Source organism: Nocardia sp. NPDC004604 (genome assembly GCF_040609795.1).
In the GTDB taxonomy this organism is placed as follows: Bacteria; Actinomycetota; Actinomycetes; order Mycobacteriales; family Mycobacteriaceae; genus Nocardia.
On sequence record NZ_JBEXLC010000032.1, the window covers coordinates 50,872 to 67,698 of the forward strand.

The window sequence follows — 16,827 nt, forward strand, 5'->3', positions numbered from 1 at the left end:
CGGTGTTCCTTCCGGCAGCTATCGGCGGGCTCGCCGGCCGACCGCGACGTTGTAGTCCTCGGCATTGGTAATGGCTTTGCCGCCGTCGGCAAATTCGAGCAGGACTCGCCAGAGCATCCGAATGCGATTGTCGGACCACAATCCCTCGACCGGTTCGATGCGATAGAAGACCTGCTGGCCCTGGTCGGGAACCTTGATGTTGTCGTACATGGATGTGTCTGCGGCCCAGGGAAATTGCTCGAGGCTGACTTCCACGACCCGCTGGATCTCTGCCGGATCCGTCACAAGAGTGGCATGCCCCTGGATCTGCAGATAACGAGTTTCCCGCCGACCCGCGTAGCCCTCGGGCGGCAGATGGCCGATTGTGTAGCTGACGTTGGGATTCCGCTGCATTTGCAGGTGCTTACGGGTGTAGCTGAACGTATGCGTGTAAACGATGAGCCCATCGCTCGCGAAGTGCATGTACGACGCCGAGGGACGCCCTTCGGAATCGATGGTGGCGAGGGTCCCGATCTCTTCGGCACGCAGCAGCTCGACGATCGCCTCTTGAATGTCCCCCATGGACGGTTCGGGACTGGGCATCATTGCCTCCCTTTGAGGTGCGCTGGAAAGATTTTGGAGACGGACGTTCGGCACGTCACACCTGGATCGACGAATACGACCCTTGCCAAGAACTGTGGGCGATGTCACTTGATGGAGGCAATGTCGTTCCGCTGTGCAGAAAGCGCAGGGCATCTCGGCAGCGAAGCGACCGCCACGGTCAGTTCGACCTGTGCCGCGTCGCTTCCGATTGCACCGTTCCGATCAGCTTCCCCATCAGTTCGATGAAGAGCTGCGATTGCGAGTCGCTCAGCGGACGGAGTAGTTCCTGTTGCACCTGTCGTACCGATGGCGCGTGCGCCAGGAGCACGCGATGGCCCTCCGTCGTCAACCGGACCATGTTCCGGCGCCCGTCCACCGCGTCACGAGTACGGATGACGAGCCCGCGGGATTCCAGGCGGGACAGAACGTCGCCGCCTGTCGACTTGTCGAGAGAGGCAAGGCGCCCCAGCATGCGCTGGTCCATTGGAGGATGCCCGTCCAGCACCAGCAGCACGCTGTATTGAACGGAGGTCAGCGCGGGCGACACCAGATCCGTCCACAACAGGGTGTGGAGCTGTTGTGCTCGCCGGATCAGATGCCCCGGCGCTGTGTGCAACCGCAGTGCGGGCAGGCGCAATGGCCATCCGGGCACGGGCGCATTCACCGCGATATCCGCAGTGCCGCTGGGTGGTTCACCGCGGTAGGCGACCTCACGAAGCAGCCCGAGCAAGTGCTCACCGTCATCGAAGGACAGCGGTTGCAGCAGCCGGTCCTGAACCTCGACCACGGCCGGTGCGGTGGTCAACAGCGCGGTCCGGCCGTCGCAGGTCAGTCGCGCCAGCATCCTGCGGCCATCAGCGTGATCGCGGTGCCTGGCCACCAAACCCTTTCGTACCAGTCGACGCAGAATGTCCGCGGTGGTCGCCTTGTCCAGCGACATCAGCTCGGCGACGGTTCGCTGGTCGGCTTCCCGTTGTTGTCCCAGCACCAGCAGTACGCCGAACTGGAGGGAGGTGAGCTCGGTTCGTGCGAGGTGCTGCCAGACCGCGACGTGCGCTTGCTGAGCACACCGAATGAGATACCCCGGAGCGCTCGTCAACGCAGGCGGTCCACCCGCTCGCACCGTCGTACCTTCCGTTCCGACAAGACGGCTTGCCACCTTGCCTCCGTAATCTTCTGCTCGCCGATCCGGAGTCTACGGGGATCCGGTGCCGGAGTCGGCGCTGCTCACACGGCTTCCGACCTCATGCGGGCGAGACCGGTCGTCGATCGCGTCCCGAGGTCGGGCACGCGATCGCCTCGTCCGCGGCTACTCGCGCCGTGAGAGGAAGTCCGATGCCGGAGATCTCGAGCCGGATATTGTCGCCCGCCTGGATCGGCCCGACACCGGCGGGCGTGCCCGTGGTGACGACATCGCCAGGGTTGAGGGTGGTGACGGACGAGGCGTACGAGATCAGTTTGGCCACACTCCAGATCAGGTCCGAGGTGTTCGCGTGCTGGCGCAGCTGATCGTTGACCCAGCAACGCAATTCGACATTGCCCGGGTCACCGAACTCATCGGCGGTCACCAGCAACGGCCCCATGGGGGTGAAGGTGTCGAACGACTTCCGAGTCGAGCGGTCCTCCCCTCCGCGCATGGTGATATCGAGCAGCCCCGTGTAACCGAACACGTACTCGAGAGCTTCGTGTTCGTCCACCATGCGCGCGGTCCGGCCGATGATGACCGCGAGCTCGCCCTCCTGGTCGAATCGCCGGTCGTGATAGGGCAGCTGGATCGTGCCGCCCGGATCGAGCAAGGATGACGGAGCCTCGAGGAAGAAACCCAGCGCACCGACCTGGGCGTCGACATTCATCTCGACCTGGTGGTCCCGGTAGTTCACGGGCGCGGCGATGACCTTCGAGGGATCCGCAACCGGAGTCCGCAATACGGCGTCGTGCAGCGGGATCACATCCTCGGACAACGGGGTAGGTCGCGCACCGTCCCGGGCCCAGCGCTCGATCACGCTCCGCATGGTTCCGGCGATCGGGACGATCTCGTCGTCCCCGATCAACTGACCTGCTCGACCATCGTTGTACGAAACCAGCCGCATGTTGTGCTCTCCTGATCAGCCGCTGAGCCGTGAAGCCCACTATCGAAATAGGATGTATACGTACTATATTCTTTCCAGTGCACCCAGTGATGGTGCATCAATTTTCTTGGAAATCATCCGAGTACGTACTTTCTGACTTCTCCCGGACCTGCGAGGCCGGGTATCAACCGTTGCCGAGAAAGGGTTTTCCGTGTCCCAGATCGCGCGAGGCGTCGTCGCCCGCTCCAAGAACGCGCCGGTGGAAGTCGCCGACATCGTCATCCCGGACCCGGGTCCGGGTGAGGCCGTGGTGCGGGTGCAGGCCTGCGGGGTGTGCCACACCGACCTGCACTACCGCGAGGGTGGCATCAATGACGAATTCCCGTTCCTGCTCGGGCACGAGGCCGCCGGCATCGTGGAATCGGTGGGCGAGAGCGTCACCGATGTCGAGCCCGGAGATTTCGTGATCCTGAACTGGCGGGCGGTGTGCGGTTCGTGTCGCGCCTGCCGCAAGGGCAGCCCTGGTACTGCTTCTCGACCTTCAACGCGTCCCAGCCCATGACGCTCACCGATGGGACCCCGCTCACCCCCGCGCTGGGCATCGGCGCCTTCGCGGAGAAGACCCTGGTGCACGCGGGGCAGTGCACCAAGGTGGACCCGAGCGTGTCCCCCGCCGCGGTGGGGCTGCTGGGCTGCGGTGTCATGGCCGGGCTGGGCGCGGCCATCAATACCGGTGGGGTGAGCGGCGGTGACTCGGTCGCCGTCATCGGCTGCGGCGGCGTCGGCAACGCGGCCATCGCGGGTGCGAAGCTGGCTGGTGCGACCACCGTGATCGCGGTCGACATCGACGAGCGGAAGCTGGAGAGGGCCGCCGGATTCGGGGCCACCCACACCGTCAATGCCGCCGAAGAGGATGCGGTGGAGCGGGTTCAGGAACTCACCGACGGCTTCGGCGCGGATGTGGTGATCGATGCCGTGGGGCGCCCGGAGACCTGGAAGCAGGCGTTCTACGCGCGCGATCTGGCGGGCACCGTGGTGCTGGTGGGCGTGCCGACACCGGACATGACCCTCGAGATGCCGCTCATCGACTTCTTCTCGCGTGGTGGATCGTTGAAGTCCTCGTGGTACGGCGACTGCCTGCCCTCGCGCGACTTCCCCTATCTCGTCGAGCTCTACAAGCAGGGCCGGCTGGACCTCGACGGGTTCGTCTCCGAGACCATCGCGCTGGACGAGGTCGAGGCGGCCTTCACCAGGATGCATCACGGCCACGTGCTGCGCTCAGTGGTAATTCTCTGACAGCGCGGCCAAATCAGTGTGGGGCCCGCTGAAGAGCGTGACTGAAAGTCTCTTCAGCGGGCCCACGGCCCAGGCGCGCATCCGAAACCCGGGCGGTACGTTGCCGCCGGGATCCGGGCGGCACCCCAGCGGCAACGTAGTCAGAGGGACAGCATCCTCATGAAACGCGCTGCGGCACACCGTGTTCGAGTACCGCAATCTCGGTGCCAGCCGGTGCGAGGCTCTTCAGCAGCCCGCAGTGCATGTTCTGATGAATTTCTGCCAGGCCGGCCTGGTGGATCGGAATCGCCACCCGGGGTGCGACAGCGCGCAGGTAGTCGATGCCCTCCCCGATCTTCATCCACGGACCGCCGATCGGCAGCAGCAGAACATCGATGGGTCGCGCGGGATCGTCGAAAGCGTCACCGGGGTGCAGCAGGTCGCCGCCGAGGATGAACCCGAGGTTGTCCGACGGCGGTAGCGCGGAGTGGATACAAGCGTGCTCACCGCCAATGACGCTGATATCGATTCCTCGAACCGACCGTTCGTCGCCCGGTCGCACGATATGACCGCGCGAATCCGCCACATCCCGCTGTCCCGCCTCCACCAGGACCCCCGCGCTGTGCGCGCCGAGCACCAGTTCAGCGTCCGGGTTGTCCGCGAGGAGCTGCGAAAACCTGCCGGGATCAAGGTGATCCGGGTGACTGTGCGTGATCAGGATCAGATCGAGATCGCGGAGCTGCTCGAAACCGTGCGAGTAGGTGCCGGGGTCGAACAATACCCGGCGCGGCGCACCGTCGGTGGCGGTGATCTCGACGTACACGCACGCGTGGCCGTAGTGAGTGATTTCCATGCGAGGCTTCCTCCCAGTCTTTCGGGTGATCAGGCGGCGTCGGACGACCGGAACTGCACCGCGGAGCGGGTTTCGACGAATGGACGGAGTCGTTCCACCAGACTCAGATGATCCGGGTGCTCGAGATATGCGGCAAGCGAATCCTGACTGTCGAATACCGCGGTGATCGCGTACGACACATTGCCGGGCCGCAGGCCGAGATCGCGCCCGTGCCGATAGGACATGACGCCCGGCAGCGACGACGACAGGGCATCGAGGCCCTCCTCCAGGGCCGCCATCAGCTCTTCGGGCAGGTCATCACGGAAACCGAAAGCCACGACGTGGGTGAGGTTCATCAATCATCCCTTCGTGGAGTGGGCACCGGTCATCAGTGCCGCGAGGTCGTCGGGTTCGAGGAACGATGCCGGAGGCGGCGGCCCCCACGAGTACAAACCTTGCAGCCCGTGCAGCACGTCGGGGCTCCACAGCTCGTCCTCCGGGCAGGTGTCCATGTCCGAGTAGTACTCGGAGAAGTTGCCCGCGGGATCCTTGAGATACCAGAAGAAGTTGGCGCCGGCGTAGTGACGTCCTAGTCCCCAGATGTGCCGTTCCGGGTGATCCTCCAGCATCGTGAACGCACCTCGGCCGACTTCATCGATATCGTCGACCTGCCAGCTGGTGTGATGCATGAAATTGACCGGGGCGGCCATCACCAGAACATTGTGGTGTTCGATGGAACACCGCAGGAAGGCCGCCTTGTCGCCCATGTAGTCGCTGACCTTGAATCCGAGACCGTCGACGAAGAATCGCATCGTGGTCTCGAGATCCGTGGTGCCGATCACCGCATGCCCGAGCTTGCGGGGCCGCACCCGGTCCGTGCGGGAGATGAACGGCGCCCGCCCCCACCGGTCGATTCGTCCGGGCCCGTTGTAGGGCGTCGCCGGTACGGGAGGCGCTACGACAACCCGCGGTCGGACGGCGACTCGAACCACCGTTCCGGTGACCGGCTCTACGGTTCGCACAGAATCCTGTTCTCGTTGAACGGCGATTCCGAGACCGTCGAGTTTGCCTGCCACCGAACCGATATCGTCCGCGTCATCGGCGGCGATCGACAGTTCGATCAGGCGTCGCCGCGGAGCGTGCACGAGTTCGAGCTGTTCGCCGCCGTTGACCGTGGCGAACCGGCCCGCGCCGAGATGTTCGAGCCCGAAATCCGTGTAATAGCTGATGTTTTCATCCAGGTTGGGGACACCGATGGTGACCTTGCCCAGTCCGTGCAGTGCCATGGTCCCGTTCCTTATTCGGCGGCTGCGAACGTCTGACGCAACGTCCCGATGCCTTCGATCCGGCTGTTCAGGCTTTCACCCGGCCGCAGGAACCGCTGCGGCTCCCGGCCGACACCGACCCCTGCCGGAGTCCCGGTGAACACCACATCACCCGGGTACAGCGTGACCATCTGCGACAGTCCCGAGATGAGCTGGGGCACCGGGAAAATCAGATCGCGGGTACGGCCCTTCTGCATGTCCTCGCCGTCGATAGAGCAGCCGATCTCCAGATCATCCGGATTCTCGAACTCATCCGGTGTGACGAGCCAGGGTCCCTGCGGGGAGAATCCCGGGAACGACTTGCCCAGGCCGAATTGCGGAGCCGGGCCCCGCAACTGCGATACCCGTTCCGAGATGTCCTGGCCGACTGTCAGTCCGGCCACCGACTCCCAGACCTGGTCCGGCTCGACACGGTGCAACTCCCGCCCGATGATGACGACGAGCTCGACTTCCCAGTCGACGTTTCCGCCCTCGGGCAGTACCACCGTGGAGTCGGGACCGCTGAAGCTGGAGACGTATTTCGTGAAGACCGGCGGAAGGTGTTCGGGTGCTTCGAATCCGGATTCCGCGGCGTGTGCCCGGTAGTTCAGTCCCACCGCGAACACCTGCCGGGGCGCCGGGGAGGGAGCTCCCAGCAACGCGCGATTCAGCTGCAAGGAATGCGCGTCCAGCGTCTCGGCGGACACCGTGGCCGTCCATTCCTTGAACTCGTCCCATCGGGCAAAGATCTGCGCCGGGTCGGGACCGAAACGTCCTGCCGAGACGGCCGCAATTTCCGCCGCCTTCTCGGCGCCATCGTCACCGAGCACGAAGACTCCGCGACCGTGCAGGTTCGCGATACGCATAGAAACAGTACTCCTAGAAATAGTGGTTGGGTCAAGGTCCTCAGGCCGCACCGGGGGCCGGAGCGGCGACGACACCGGTACGCAAGCGGGTCGTGTACGCAGCGGCGAGTTCCGCCGCGCCGTCCACACCCGGGGCGGCGCCGAAGACGTAGTGGTCGGGCCGGATCAGCACCGCCGCAACGCCGTTGGCGTCGAACCAGCGTCCCCACTCGCCGGTGAAGTCCCGGAGGTCGGGATTGCCGTTCACCGCAACCGATTTCGCGATGATGTCGGACGCCGCGAGCGACCGCCGCAGCGATGCGCCCAGCAACTGCTCGGACCGCTGGTCGGATGCCAGCAGCAGCACCGCACCCGCACCCGTCGCGATGTCGAGCAAGTGCGGTGAGCGGTCGACCTCGACGGCGAACTGCGGGGCCAGGGTTCCGCCCAGCGCGCAGTCGGCGAGCACGACTCCGCTGCCCAGGACCGGGCGGGCCGTCACCGGCAACACCTTTGCCGGATCGGCGCCGCCGGCGACCATGCGCGCGTCCCGCTGTGCCGCCTGCTCGTGATCGAGCACGCAGATCACCTTGCCGAGCTCCACGGACATCGCGATCGCGTGTTGAAGGTGCAGGCTTCTCTCGGTGGTATAGGTGTCGAGCAGGGCGGGTTCGGAGACCCCTCGCAGCACACGATCCAACTTCCACGTCAGATTCGCCGCGTCGCGCAGTCCCGAGCACATGCCCTGCCCTGCAAAAGGAGGCATCTGGTGGGCGGCGTCCCCAGCGATGGCGAGTCGCCCCTTGCTCCAGCGCTCGGCCCAGCGAGCGGCGAAGGTGTACATGGCGTGCCGCTCGAGACGGGTGTTCTCCTCGGTCCTGCCCCATTCCCGGAGTAGCGTCCACGCCGTCGCGGTGGTGCCGAGTTCGGCGGAATCCTCACCCGGCAATCGCATGAATTCCCAGCGCCGCCGCCCGGGCCCACCGGAAACGATCGTGGTCGGTCGGACCGGATCGCACAGCTGCCAGTTCATCGGCTGCCACTGTTGGTCGTCGATGGGGATGGTGTCCACGATCAGCCAATCGAAAAAGAAGCCCTGGTCTTCCATCTCGACGCTCATTCGGCTGCGCACGAAACTGTTCGCACCATCGCAACCAATCACGTATCGCGCAGTGAAGGTGCGCGTGACCTGCGTGGGCGGAACGTTCTGGCCTGCCTTCACCACCTGGGTGTCACCGGCCGAGACAACCACCCGATCCTCGTGTTCCTCGATGCCGATGACGTCCAGGCCGCGTGCCAGCTCCACGGTGGACATGGAATCGACGGCGCGCGCCAGCACCTGTTCGAGCTGCGGCTGGGAGAAGAAATTGGCGGTCGGCCACCCGTTCGGGCCGGTCCCCGACCAGTCGATGCGCAGCAGTGCGTCACCTGCGGCATTGCGCCATTCGTAAAAGTCCGGCACGGGTTCGGTGACGGCCTTGATCTCGTCGGCGAGGTCCATCGACTGGAACACGCGACCGATCTCGTCATCGAAATGCACCGCGCGGGGCAGCGGATAGGGCTCGGGCCAGCGTTCGACCACGACGACGTCGTGCCCCAGCTGCCCGAGCATTCGTGCGGCCGCCAAACCGACCGGACCGGCACCGACAATCACCACGTCGTGATGTGAGTTCTGCATGGATCCTCGCTACGGGAGATACCCGACGGGCAATAATTGAGCCCTATTGAGCATGATTAATAGGATTAGAATCGTCTGGGCCATGGGACATGTCAAGTCGCCGGATGGATTGATTAGGTTTGATCGGGCGAGATGCCGAACCTTCGAGACAGGAAGCAGGACGCAATGACCGATCTGGCCGAACAGATGACCAGGGGCGGGCGCGGCACGCGCACCGAGCGCGCCGCCGAGGTCATCGCCCAGCTGACCGAAAACGCCTCGGCCGGAGCACATCTGGGTACGAAGGCAGAGCTGCAACGACAATGCGGAGTCGCGAAGGGCACCTTCAACGAAGCACTCCGCATCCTGCAGGCACGCGGGGTCATCACCGTCCGCTCCGGACCCGGCGGCGGCGTATTCGCGGCGACTCCGAATCCGCTTGTGAGACTCGGGAATTCACTCCTCTCATTGGACGCCGCCGCGGCCGATGTGACCGATGCAATGCGCATCCGCGACGCCCTGGACCCGCTGCTCATCGATGACGCCCTGGAGCACGGCTCGGCTCGTGACATCTCCGGCATGCGCGAAATCCTTTCGACGATGCGACAAGCCGCCGAGGACCACCGGCCAATGGACTTCGTCCGCGCCAACTGGGCCCTGCATGCCGCGATAGCACGGGTCAGCCCGAATACCTTGATGCGCTCGATCTATCTGAGTCTGCTCGAGGTCATCGAGTCGCACGCCATATCGGTGCAGCCGGCCCGTGAGCATCCGCTGCCCGATTACATCTCCGCGCGGCTCCGCTTGCATGAGGAACTGGTGGACGCCCTTGCGGCGAGAGATCGACCGCAGGCCATGCGGCTGATCGATCAGCATCGCACTACCACGGTCCCGCGGCCGAATCCGCATGGGGGATAAGGCGTCCCGAGCCAGCTCCCCCGCCGTTCACATGGTCGCGGAACCGGCGGGCTCCGAGACGACCAGTCCGCTCCAGCCCAGGGCTTCGAGATCCACTTCGTCGGTGACGGTGCCGCACTCACGACACGTACGCGCCTCGACATCGGAGTTGAAGCGTGCGCACGCCGTCGCGTACACGCGGTTGGCCTCGACATCATTGTCGTGTTCCCACTCCAGCCGATACAGCTCCGCGTCACAGTGTGTGCAGAACCAGGCAGCTCCCTCGAGGCCGAGTTCGAGCGGTACGTAGGACAGCATCACGCCTTCCTCGATCGGCTCGATGCGATGCGGCGTCCCTGCGGGTACATAGACGTTGTCACCGGTGGTCAGGGTGAAATAGTTGACGGAGCTGTCGTGCATCCGGAGCACCGAGCGGCCCGACAGCTGCGCGATGACGATGTCGTGGCTGTAGAGGTGGTAAAACGGCTGCGGCAGCCAGTTTCTCGACAGGCTGACCTGCGGATCCACATCCAGCGGCAGCACCGCGAGGTCAGCGTAGTTCCCGATTTCGGCCGCCGTCTTGAAGGCCGACAGCATGCGACGACGTCCCATCAGAGGTTCGCCTCCTTCGCGGCTGCCCGCAGCGCCCGATGCGCGTCATTGGCGACCCGCGTCTGGCCCACCATGTTCGCCCACCGCCACGCCTCGATATTGTGCGGCGGATTCACATGCCCGCAGTTCTTGCAGGTCCGGCCTTCTTCTGAGTTTCGGATCACCGCGAACTCTGCCGAACCGACCATGGTCGAGAACTGCCGCACCACATCGTCTTCCCGGCCGCCGAACTGCGAAGGATCGAAGTCCGGAGCACCTTCCGCCGCAGCGGAGTACGCGTGACGAACGATCTCCTTCTTGCACTTCTGGCATTTGGCGACCATCGCCTCCTCCTGCCCCGCCTCCGTGGACTGCACCTGGGTGACCGTGACGAGCACGAATGCCTCCGGATTCTTCTCGTCCCGCAGGAACGAGTTGACACCGTGGAACTTCTGAGTCGCCATGATCGAACCACTCTCGAGCATCGCCTGGTTCGACCCGTAGGTGACCGCCACCTCGGAGACGGTATTGGCATGGAAGAAGTGGCCGTGATCCTTGTCCGGCCCGCCCCACATCACCGCTCCGCACGGCACGACCGAGCCGGCGTCTTCATAGGGGAACAGCGGCATCAGCTGTGCCGCAGCCTTGGCCATGCGCTCATAGACGCTGACCTTGAGCGGCTCCTTCGTGCCGGTGGGGCCGGGGATACGCCGAGTCGCGCTCAGCTCCGGAATCCTCACCGCCTCGACAACTTCGGTCATCGCTTCGACTCCTTGTGCACTATGTGAACCCCGGGCTATCGAGACCCGGGCATCGAACGGGCTGAAGCCCGTGGCCCCTGGAGAACCCCTCACAGGGATAGGACGTGATCGAACCCGCACCATGATGTGTCATCATGCGTGACGGTGACCCACATCACGGAACAACTGTAGCAGCGATGGCAAAGATGAGGCAAGAAACAGAAAAGCCCCAGAAACGCTGGTCGCGTCCCGGGGCATCCGATCGAGGTAGCGGTTAGCCGAAGCCGGCTCCGAGCTGTTTGGCCGTCCGCATCGCGGCCATACCCGCCTGCCGCTCCCACTCGGCGTCGGCCCGCGCACGCGGAGCGGTAACCGAGATCGCTCCGCGCACCCGTCCGTCACGGTCGCAGACAACGGCGGCCACGGCGCCGACATCGGGCTCGCTTTCACCATCGTTGACCGCATAGCCGCGTCGGCGAATCTCCTCGAGCTGACCCCGCAGTTCGGACTTACTGCGTACGGTCGCGGCGGTCGCGGGCTCGAGTACCTCGTCCGGGTAGATCTTGTCGAGCTCCCGTTCATCGAGCTGGGCCAGCATGGCCTTGCCTGCGGCGGTCGCATGCGAGGGCAGCGTCCACCCGATGCGGCTGCCGGTGCGAACGGTCTGCTGACTTTCGACGCTGTCGATGAACACGACCTCCGCGCCACGCTGGAGACCCAGGTGAACCGTTTCGCCGGTTTCATCACGCAGACGCAGGAGGGCATTGCGGGCGATGACCCGGATTTCGATGTTCTGCAGCACGGCCAGACCGATATCGATGAGCGCGGGCCCCGGCTGATACGCGCGCGAGAACTCGTCCTGTTCCACGAACTGGTGATAACTCAGCGTCGTCAGCATCCGATGGACGGTCGAACGCGACAATCCCATCGCCCGACTGGCCTCGTTCACCCGGATCTTCGGACTCTCGTTGAACAGTGCCAACAACCGCAGCACGTTGTCGACCGCACCGATCATCCCCGATGGACGCTCCCCCGCGCCGTCGTCAGCAGACCTGCCCAGCGCTTTCGACATCGCCTCGCCCGCAAATTCATCGATGCCCTCGGAACCCATTGCTATACGGTATCCCACCCGGTCACACCACCTTTCGCCATCGACCGCGAGGATAGCCGCGCCACTGTTCCGTAATGCGGGCCGGTGATCCTCCTTACGGAACATAATAGCCGCCGATCTTGCGCACGATCAAATTGTCTGCTCTCGCCGACCGCACCCACGGCGCCACTGCGCCGAATCGTGCACACGCCCTTGACATACAACGGATTTCAGCGTCCCACCTGCTACTTGACCACCCCGGACAAGTATGCCGACGGGGCTTGATCTGTGACCCGCATCATGGCATCATTCGGAACACTGTTCCCTGGAATGACACATACCGGGAATTCTCCCCCATTTCGAAGGAAGATCATGTCCTTGTTCTTGAGCATCCATCAGGCACCCGGCATCTCCGAGGAGGAGGTCGCGGCGTACGGTCCGGAAGTGGCGAAGGGTGTGCACGCGACGTTCCGGCACCTTTTCGCCAACAGCGACTCCGGCTACATCGCCACCCTCTACGAAGCCGACTCCGAGGACGCGGTACGCGAGGAGTTCGAACGCGTCGGCTTCCCGGTCGACATGATCACCGAGATCGACGTCGAATTCGATGCGGCGAAGCTGAATCAGGCGACCGCCTGATATGACCGAGCAACTTGGCGCGGAATCCGCGCAGCCCACCCTCGACCGGCCGATCCAGCTGCAGTTCCGCGGCGACTGGGGTCAGGCCAACATGCACCGCATCTGCGGGTGGATCGCCCAGGAACTCGGTGACCGGTGCCCCGAAGGCTCTCGCTTCGGGATCTGGTCGGGGCGTGGCGGAGCCGATCAGCTGGATGCCCTCCAGGCCGGCGAGGTCGACATCACGATCGTCACACCGACGCCCGCCGTGCGTGCACTGTACGACGGCCTCGTGTCCCTGGGTGGCCGATCCGCGCAGCCCAATCTTCGTGCGCTGGGAGTGATCGGCCAGGCCGATCGGCTCGTGGTCGCCGTCGACGCCGACCTACCCGTCCGGTCGGTGTCGGATCTGGCGGCGATCGCCGACCGTCTCGTCATCGCCACCTCGCAGGACGACGGTGTCAATCTCATCGGATGGGCGGCCCACCACGGATTGCGGCTCGCCGATGCGGATCCGGATCTGCTCCGAGCCGGAGGAGCCCGATTCCTGTACTCCGAGCGCCCATTCCCGGCGATCCACCGATTCGCCACCGGCGAAGCGAATGTCCTCATCCACGAAGCGATCAACACCACGGCCTGGCAACGTATCGCCGGCAAGCGTCCGGTGCGCTACCTGGACTGGGGCACAAAGGTATTCGAAGGCTTCGCTGCGATCGGCTGGCCGACCGCAGAGGTGGCCGCGGGATATCTGCCGAATCTGGAGCAACCGCTGACGACGCTCGACTTCGCGGATTTCGCGATCGTGTGCCGTGACGATCTTCCGGAGGACGTTGCCTATCTCGCGACCTGGTGCATGGTCAAAACGCGGCGGGCGCTCGAATCCCAGTACAGCCACTTCCCACCCGACCGCTCACCCGTCACGTATCCGGTCGATCCCGTGGCGATGGCGGACACGCCGATTCCGCTGCACCCGGGTGCGATTCGGGCCTACGCAGACCTGGCCGGAGACACCGGCGACGGACAAATTCTCATCTGGAGTTGATCCGGTGCTCGACACAGACCTGTTGATCGTCGGTGGCGGCCCGGTCGGCCTGTATGCCTGTTATTACGCGGGCATGCGCGGTCTGGCCGTCACCGTCATCGACAGCCTTCCCCATCTGGGCGGACAAACCGCGGCCCTGTACCCGGAAAAGAACATCTATGACATCGCCGGATTTCCGGCGGTTACCGGTCGCGAACTCATTTCCCGACTGACCGAGCAGGCCGTGTCCGCCAACCCCACCGTCGTTCTCGGTGAGGAAGCGCTCCGCCTGGCCGAAATGCCCGACGGCACCTTCGTTGCCGCCACGGCAAACGAGAACAGCATCCGCGCCCGCGCCATCCTGCTCACCGCCGGTATCGGCCGCTTCACACCGCGGCCGCTCCCAGCCCTCCAGGGTTACACCGGCTCCGGCGTCGAGCACGTCCTCGAGGCGCCCCACACCTATGCCGATCGGGACGTGGTCATCGTGGGCGGCGGTGACAGCGCGGTGGATTGGGCCAACGCGCTCGCTCCGCATTCGCGCTCGGTCACCGTCGTGCACCGCCGCGCACGGTTTCGCGCACACGAAAGTTCCGTCGCCATGCTGAGATCCAGCGCGACCCGTGTGCTGATCAACAGTGAGATCAGCCATGTCCACGGGGACACAGCACTCGAAGCAGTCACCATCCACGATTGCGCCTCCGGCACTACCGAGCGGATTCCCGCCACCCTGCTGGTACCGGCCCTCGGCCATATCGCGTCTCTTGGCGGTCTCACCTCATGGGGAATCGATTTCCTGGGCAAGCAGATCGCGGTCGATACGAATATGGCCACCAGTCGCCCCGGCGTCTACGCCGCCGGCGATATCACCACCTACCCCGGCAAAGTGGCGCTCATCGCCGTGGGATTCGGCGAAGCCGCGACGGCCGTGAACAACATCGCGGTCACGTTGCATCCGGACGAACAGCTGTTCCCTGGTCACTCCAGCGAGAAGCTGCCCGAACCGGCGCAGTGAAAGGACAGCCCACATGGCCTATGTAATCAATGAGAAGTGCATCAATGAACTCGATGGCTCCTGTGTCGATGTGTGTCCGGTCGACTGCATCTACGAAGGATTGACCAAGCGCTACATCAATCCGAACGAGTGCATCGAGTGCGCCGCATGCCTGACCGAGTGCCCAGTCTCGGCGATCGTGGCTCCCAAAGACATCACGGACCCGATATGGCGGGATGACAACGCCGCATTCTTCGCATTGCCCCTCCCTGGCCGTGACGAAGCGCTCGGCGATCCCGGTGGGTCCATGGGCCTCGGCTCCGTCGGCGTGGATACCTTCCTGGTCATCTCCCTCGCTGACGAGTAACGCACGGTGATCCGAAACCACAACAGCAGAAAGGACTCTCATCGATGAGCGTCGTCGACGATGTCGTTCACGCCAGCCATGCCCTCGCCACCGCAGGCCTGTCCGACATGGTCTGGGGCCACGCTTCGGTCCGTGACCCGGACGGTAACGGCGCCTGGATGAAGGCATCCGGATACGGATTCGAGGAGATCGATGCCGACCGCGTCGTGCTGGTCTCGCAGGGCGGCGACGTCCTCGCGGGCACGGGCAAGCGGCATCTGGAATTCCCGATCCATACCGAGATCCTCGCCCGCCGTACGGATGTCGGCGCCGTTGTGCACACACACGCGCCCGCGCTCAGCGCCTTCTCCTCATTGCAGCGCGACCTGCTGCCCATCTCCCACGACGCCGTGCCGTTCACACACCCGCAGTTGCCTCGGTTCACGGTCACGGGCGCGTTGATCGCGACCCAGAATCTCGGCCGGGCCCTGGCCGAGGAACTCGGTGACGCCAACGGCATTCTCATGCCCCATCACGGTGCCGTCACTGTCGGCCCCGATATCGCAACCGCGGTCATGTACGCCGTTCTGCTCGAACGTGCCTGCCGCACACAGCTTCTCGCTGACGCGGCCGGAGGACCACGAACATCGTCCGACGAAGCGGAGACCCGTTTCAAACGCGAGCAGATCTGGAACCCGACTCAGCTCGACGCCGGCTGGCGGTATCTGGTGCGCCGCTCTGACATCGAGGACTGAAATGATGGCGGACCGGCATGAGCTGCATGCGGCGATCAGTGAAGAAGTGGACCGAATCGACCGGATGGCAGCGCACCTCTGGGACGGCGACTGCGATTTCAGCGCAGACAGCGGTCATCCGGGCTGGTCTTACGGCCATGTCGCGGCCCACATCGCGAGGGGCAGCGACTTCTTGTCCGGGATTCTGCCCACCGGTTCCACCGATCCCGGTGATCTCCGGGGGAACGCACTCGAACGGTCGTGGGAGATCGACCGGGAAGCCACCCGTCCCGGCGCGGTCATCATCACCGACGTCGAGCAGGCCGTGCACAGGTTCGCCGACCTCGTCGAAACCTTGTCCGACGAGCAGTGGTCGACCATGCCGATCGTCACGGAGGGGCGATCGGCATCGGTCGTCCACATCATCGATACCTGGCTGCGGGAAATGCGCATCCACGTCCCCGCATTGGCGCTCGATTACGAGCCGAATGGCGGTCCGGCCCAAGGAGAATGTCAGCTGGCGGAGCTCCTGCCCCGGGATTCACATCCTCCTCACTCGAGCGTGTCGCCGTAGCGTCCGCCGCGATCGCCGGACGGCCAATCACGTTCGGTCAAACCTCGAAAGGCTGGTTACGAGGATCGAATCCTCGTAACCAGCCTTTCGTCACGTGACATTAACGCCGACGGGTGGTTTCAGAGCCAAGCAGGGGTGGTTTCTTCGCCCTTGATATCCACGCCGATGGCTCCGCGGCCGGTAGCCCAGCGGACCACGGCGGCAAGAGGGCCGGAGACGCTGGTCGTGGTCGGCTCGGATGCCTGGATTTCGATCGGGGGTCGGCCATCGACGCATAGCGACAGGCCCGCACCACGATCCCGGGCCCGCCACAACGTCACGACATCGGTCAGCACACCATCGAGCACCACATCCGGAAACTCGCCGAATCGACCACCGCTGTCGAGATCCACGGCGTGGATCCACACCTCCCGAGTGCGCATCCAGGCCGTCTCGGATGCGGGCACCGTACGACCCTGAGCAGTTCGAACGAGCGAATCCCATGCGCTGGCAGGCACATTCCGCCATCGCTCGGCGAGCCGGGCGGCGGTGTGGGTGAAGAGGTTTCGTATCGCGGCTGGGGGCAAGGTGGCGCCTTCGTCGATTTCGCGGCCGCGCTGCTCCGGTGATTCGTACATGGGCGTCTCGACACCACTCGCCGCCCAATCCAGCAGTCGGC

At 64.6% G+C, this 16,827-nt stretch carries 19 protein-coding genes and 1 pseudogene; 8 read left to right on the plus strand and 12 right to left on the minus strand.

Annotation, left to right across the window (positions count from 1 at the left end; all coding sequences use genetic code 11):
• Positions 1 to 18: 18 nt before the first annotated feature.
• The 3 genes from ABZW16_RS14585 to ABZW16_RS14595 all read right to left on the minus strand — a co-directional run bounded on the left by ABZW16_RS14585 (position 19) and on the right by ABZW16_RS14595 (position 2,672).
• Positions 19 to 636: a pyridoxamine 5'-phosphate oxidase family protein gene (locus ABZW16_RS14585; protein WP_354955905.1), complete on the minus strand. Its 618-nt coding sequence runs from the start codon at positions 634 to 636 to the stop codon at positions 19 to 21.
• A 124-nt stretch (positions 637 to 760) separates the two neighbouring features.
• The gene (locus ABZW16_RS14590) at positions 761 to 1,741 is read right to left on the minus strand and encodes a MarR family winged helix-turn-helix transcriptional regulator (protein ID WP_354955907.1); all 981 of its coding nucleotides are present in this window, start codon (positions 1,739 to 1,741) and stop codon (positions 761 to 763) included.
• An 85-nt stretch (positions 1,742 to 1,826) separates the two neighbouring features.
• Positions 1,827 to 2,672, minus strand: coding sequence for a fumarylacetoacetate hydrolase family protein (locus tag ABZW16_RS14595; RefSeq protein ID WP_354955909.1), 846 nt, complete (start codon positions 2,670 to 2,672; stop codon positions 1,827 to 1,829).
• Positions 2,673 to 2,862: 190 nt separating this feature from the next.
• Here ABZW16_RS14595 and ABZW16_RS14600 point away from each other — a divergent pair.
• Positions 2,863 to 3,947: pseudogene (locus tag ABZW16_RS14600) on the plus strand (S-(hydroxymethyl)mycothiol dehydrogenase).
• A gap of 157 nt (positions 3,948 to 4,104) precedes the next feature.
• Here the strand turns inward: ABZW16_RS14600 and ABZW16_RS14605 are convergent.
• Genes ABZW16_RS14605 through ABZW16_RS14625 form a run of 5 tightly spaced genes read right to left on the minus strand, consistent with a single transcriptional unit; the run spans position 4,105 to position 8,585 of the window.
• Positions 4,105 to 4,779 (minus strand): MBL fold metallo-hydrolase, encoded by a 675-nt coding sequence (locus ABZW16_RS14605; RefSeq protein WP_354955911.1) that lies wholly within the window; start codon positions 4,777 to 4,779, stop codon positions 4,105 to 4,107.
• 29 nt (positions 4,780 to 4,808) lie between these two features.
• Positions 4,809 to 5,114 carry a Dabb family protein gene (locus tag ABZW16_RS14610; RefSeq protein ID WP_354955913.1) on the minus strand — a complete coding sequence of 102 codons (306 nt, stop codon included), beginning with the start codon at positions 5,112 to 5,114 and terminating at the stop codon, positions 4,809 to 4,811.
• Between the two features lie 3 nt (positions 5,115 to 5,117).
• On the minus strand, positions 5,118 to 6,044 hold the full coding sequence (locus ABZW16_RS14615) for a VOC family protein (RefSeq protein WP_354955915.1): 927 nt from the start codon (positions 6,042 to 6,044) through the stop codon (positions 5,118 to 5,120).
• Between the two features lie 11 nt (positions 6,045 to 6,055).
• The gene (locus tag ABZW16_RS14620) at positions 6,056 to 6,928 is read right to left on the minus strand and encodes a fumarylacetoacetate hydrolase family protein (RefSeq protein ID WP_354955917.1); all 873 of its coding nucleotides are present in this window, start codon (positions 6,926 to 6,928) and stop codon (positions 6,056 to 6,058) included.
• Positions 6,929 to 6,968: 40 nt separating this feature from the next.
• Positions 6,969 to 8,585 carry a bifunctional 3-(3-hydroxy-phenyl)propionate/3-hydroxycinnamic acid hydroxylase gene (locus tag ABZW16_RS14625; RefSeq protein ID WP_354955919.1) on the minus strand — a complete coding sequence of 539 codons (1,617 nt, stop codon included), beginning with the start codon at positions 8,583 to 8,585 and terminating at the stop codon, positions 6,969 to 6,971.
• 165 nt (positions 8,586 to 8,750) lie between these two features.
• Here ABZW16_RS14625 and ABZW16_RS14630 point away from each other — a divergent pair, with 165 nt between their 5' ends.
• Positions 8,751 to 9,482 carry an FCD domain-containing protein gene (locus ABZW16_RS14630; protein ID WP_354955921.1) on the plus strand — a complete coding sequence of 244 codons (732 nt, stop codon included), beginning with the start codon at positions 8,751 to 8,753 and terminating at the stop codon, positions 9,480 to 9,482.
• A 27-nt stretch (positions 9,483 to 9,509) separates the two neighbouring features.
• On the opposite strand, the gene ABZW16_RS14635 is transcribed toward ABZW16_RS14630, so the two are convergent.
• The 3 genes from ABZW16_RS14635 to ABZW16_RS14645 form a co-directional block, all read right to left on the minus strand.
• Complete coding sequence (locus ABZW16_RS14635) at positions 9,510 to 10,073, minus strand: hypothetical protein (RefSeq protein WP_354955923.1); 564 nt, start codon at positions 10,071 to 10,073, stop codon at positions 9,510 to 9,512.
• Positions 10,073 to 10,813 (minus strand): hypothetical protein, encoded by a 741-nt coding sequence (locus ABZW16_RS14640; RefSeq protein WP_354955925.1) that lies wholly within the window; start codon positions 10,811 to 10,813, stop codon positions 10,073 to 10,075. The genes ABZW16_RS14635 and ABZW16_RS14640 overlap by 1 nt, the downstream gene beginning before the upstream one ends.
• A gap of 253 nt (positions 10,814 to 11,066) precedes the next feature.
• Entirely contained in the window at positions 11,067 to 11,903 is an 837-nt protein-coding gene (locus tag ABZW16_RS14645; RefSeq protein WP_354955927.1) for an IclR family transcriptional regulator, read from the minus strand.
• A 351-nt stretch (positions 11,904 to 12,254) separates the two neighbouring features.
• Here ABZW16_RS14645 and ABZW16_RS14650 point away from each other — a divergent pair, with 351 nt between their 5' ends.
• Genes ABZW16_RS14650 through ABZW16_RS14675 form a run of 6 tightly spaced genes read left to right on the plus strand, consistent with a single transcriptional unit; the run spans position 12,255 to position 16,169 of the window.
• A complete protein-coding gene (locus tag ABZW16_RS14650; protein WP_354955929.1) occupies positions 12,255 to 12,521 on the plus strand; it encodes a nickel-binding protein in 267 nt (88 codons plus the stop codon).
• A gap of 1 nt (position 12,522) precedes the next feature.
• On the plus strand, positions 12,523 to 13,542 hold the full coding sequence (locus ABZW16_RS14655) for a hypothetical protein (RefSeq protein ID WP_354955931.1): 1,020 nt from the start codon (positions 12,523 to 12,525) through the stop codon (positions 13,540 to 13,542).
• A gap of 4 nt (positions 13,543 to 13,546) precedes the next feature.
• Positions 13,547 to 14,536: an NAD(P)/FAD-dependent oxidoreductase gene (locus tag ABZW16_RS14660; RefSeq protein WP_354955933.1), complete on the plus strand. Its 990-nt coding sequence runs from the start codon at positions 13,547 to 13,549 to the stop codon at positions 14,534 to 14,536.
• Positions 14,537 to 14,549: 13 nt separating this feature from the next.
• A complete protein-coding gene (locus tag ABZW16_RS14665; RefSeq protein ID WP_354955935.1) occupies positions 14,550 to 14,882 on the plus strand; it encodes a ferredoxin family protein in 333 nt (110 codons plus the stop codon).
• Positions 14,883 to 14,926: 44 nt separating this feature from the next.
• Positions 14,927 to 15,616 carry a class II aldolase/adducin family protein gene (locus ABZW16_RS14670; RefSeq protein WP_354955937.1) on the plus strand — a complete coding sequence of 230 codons (690 nt, stop codon included), beginning with the start codon at positions 14,927 to 14,929 and terminating at the stop codon, positions 15,614 to 15,616.
• A gap of 4 nt (positions 15,617 to 15,620) precedes the next feature.
• A complete protein-coding gene (locus ABZW16_RS14675) occupies positions 15,621 to 16,169 on the plus strand; it encodes a maleylpyruvate isomerase N-terminal domain-containing protein (protein WP_354955939.1) in 549 nt (182 codons plus the stop codon).
• 119 nt (positions 16,170 to 16,288) lie between these two features.
• On the opposite strand, the gene ABZW16_RS14680 is transcribed toward ABZW16_RS14675, so the two are convergent.
• A partial coding sequence (locus ABZW16_RS14680; protein WP_354955941.1) for a maleylpyruvate isomerase family mycothiol-dependent enzyme occupies positions 16,289 to 16,827 on the minus strand: 539 nt, incomplete at its 5' end.

Bases quoted from the DNA above. Each gene is read 5' to 3' on its own strand.
- ABZW16_RS14595 (WP_354955909.1), bottom strand. From the start codon at position 2,672: ATGCGGCTGGTTTCGTACAACGATGGTCGAGCAGGTCAGTTGATCGGG.
- ABZW16_RS14630 (WP_354955921.1), top strand. From the start codon at position 8,751: ATGACCGATCTGGCCGAACAGATGACCAGGGGCGGGCGCGGCACGCGC.
- ABZW16_RS14650 (WP_354955929.1), top strand. From the start codon at position 12,255: ATGTCCTTGTTCTTGAGCATCCATCAGGCACCCGGCATCTCCGAGGAG.
- ABZW16_RS14675 (WP_354955939.1), top strand. From the start codon at position 15,621: ATGGCGGACCGGCATGAGCTGCATGCGGCGATCAGTGAAGAAGTGGAC.
- ABZW16_RS14610 (WP_354955913.1), bottom strand. From the start codon at position 5,114: ATGAACCTCACCCACGTCGTGGCTTTCGGTTTCCGTGATGACCTGCCC.
- ABZW16_RS14655 (WP_354955931.1), top strand. From the start codon at position 12,523: ATGACCGAGCAACTTGGCGCGGAATCCGCGCAGCCCACCCTCGACCGG.
- ABZW16_RS14635 (WP_354955923.1), bottom strand. From the start codon at position 10,073: ATGGGACGTCGTCGCATGCTGTCGGCCTTCAAGACGGCGGCCGAAATC.
- ABZW16_RS14665 (WP_354955935.1), top strand. From the start codon at position 14,550: ATGGCCTATGTAATCAATGAGAAGTGCATCAATGAACTCGATGGCTCC.
- ABZW16_RS14615 (WP_354955915.1), bottom strand. From the start codon at position 6,044: ATGGCACTGCACGGACTGGGCAAGGTCACCATCGGTGTCCCCAACCTG.
- ABZW16_RS14605 (WP_354955911.1), bottom strand. From the start codon at position 4,779: ATGGAAATCACTCACTACGGCCACGCGTGCGTGTACGTCGAGATCACC.
- ABZW16_RS14625 (WP_354955919.1), bottom strand. From the start codon at position 8,585: ATGCAGAACTCACATCACGACGTGGTGATTGTCGGTGCCGGTCCGGTC.
- ABZW16_RS14670 (WP_354955937.1), top strand. From the start codon at position 14,927: ATGAGCGTCGTCGACGATGTCGTTCACGCCAGCCATGCCCTCGCCACC.
- ABZW16_RS14645 (WP_354955927.1), bottom strand. From the start codon at position 11,903: ATGGGTTCCGAGGGCATCGATGAATTTGCGGGCGAGGCGATGTCGAAA.
- ABZW16_RS14620 (WP_354955917.1), bottom strand. From the start codon at position 6,928: ATGCGTATCGCGAACCTGCACGGTCGCGGAGTCTTCGTGCTCGGTGAC.
- ABZW16_RS14640 (WP_354955925.1), bottom strand. From the start codon at position 10,813: ATGACCGAAGTTGTCGAGGCGGTGAGGATTCCGGAGCTGAGCGCGACT.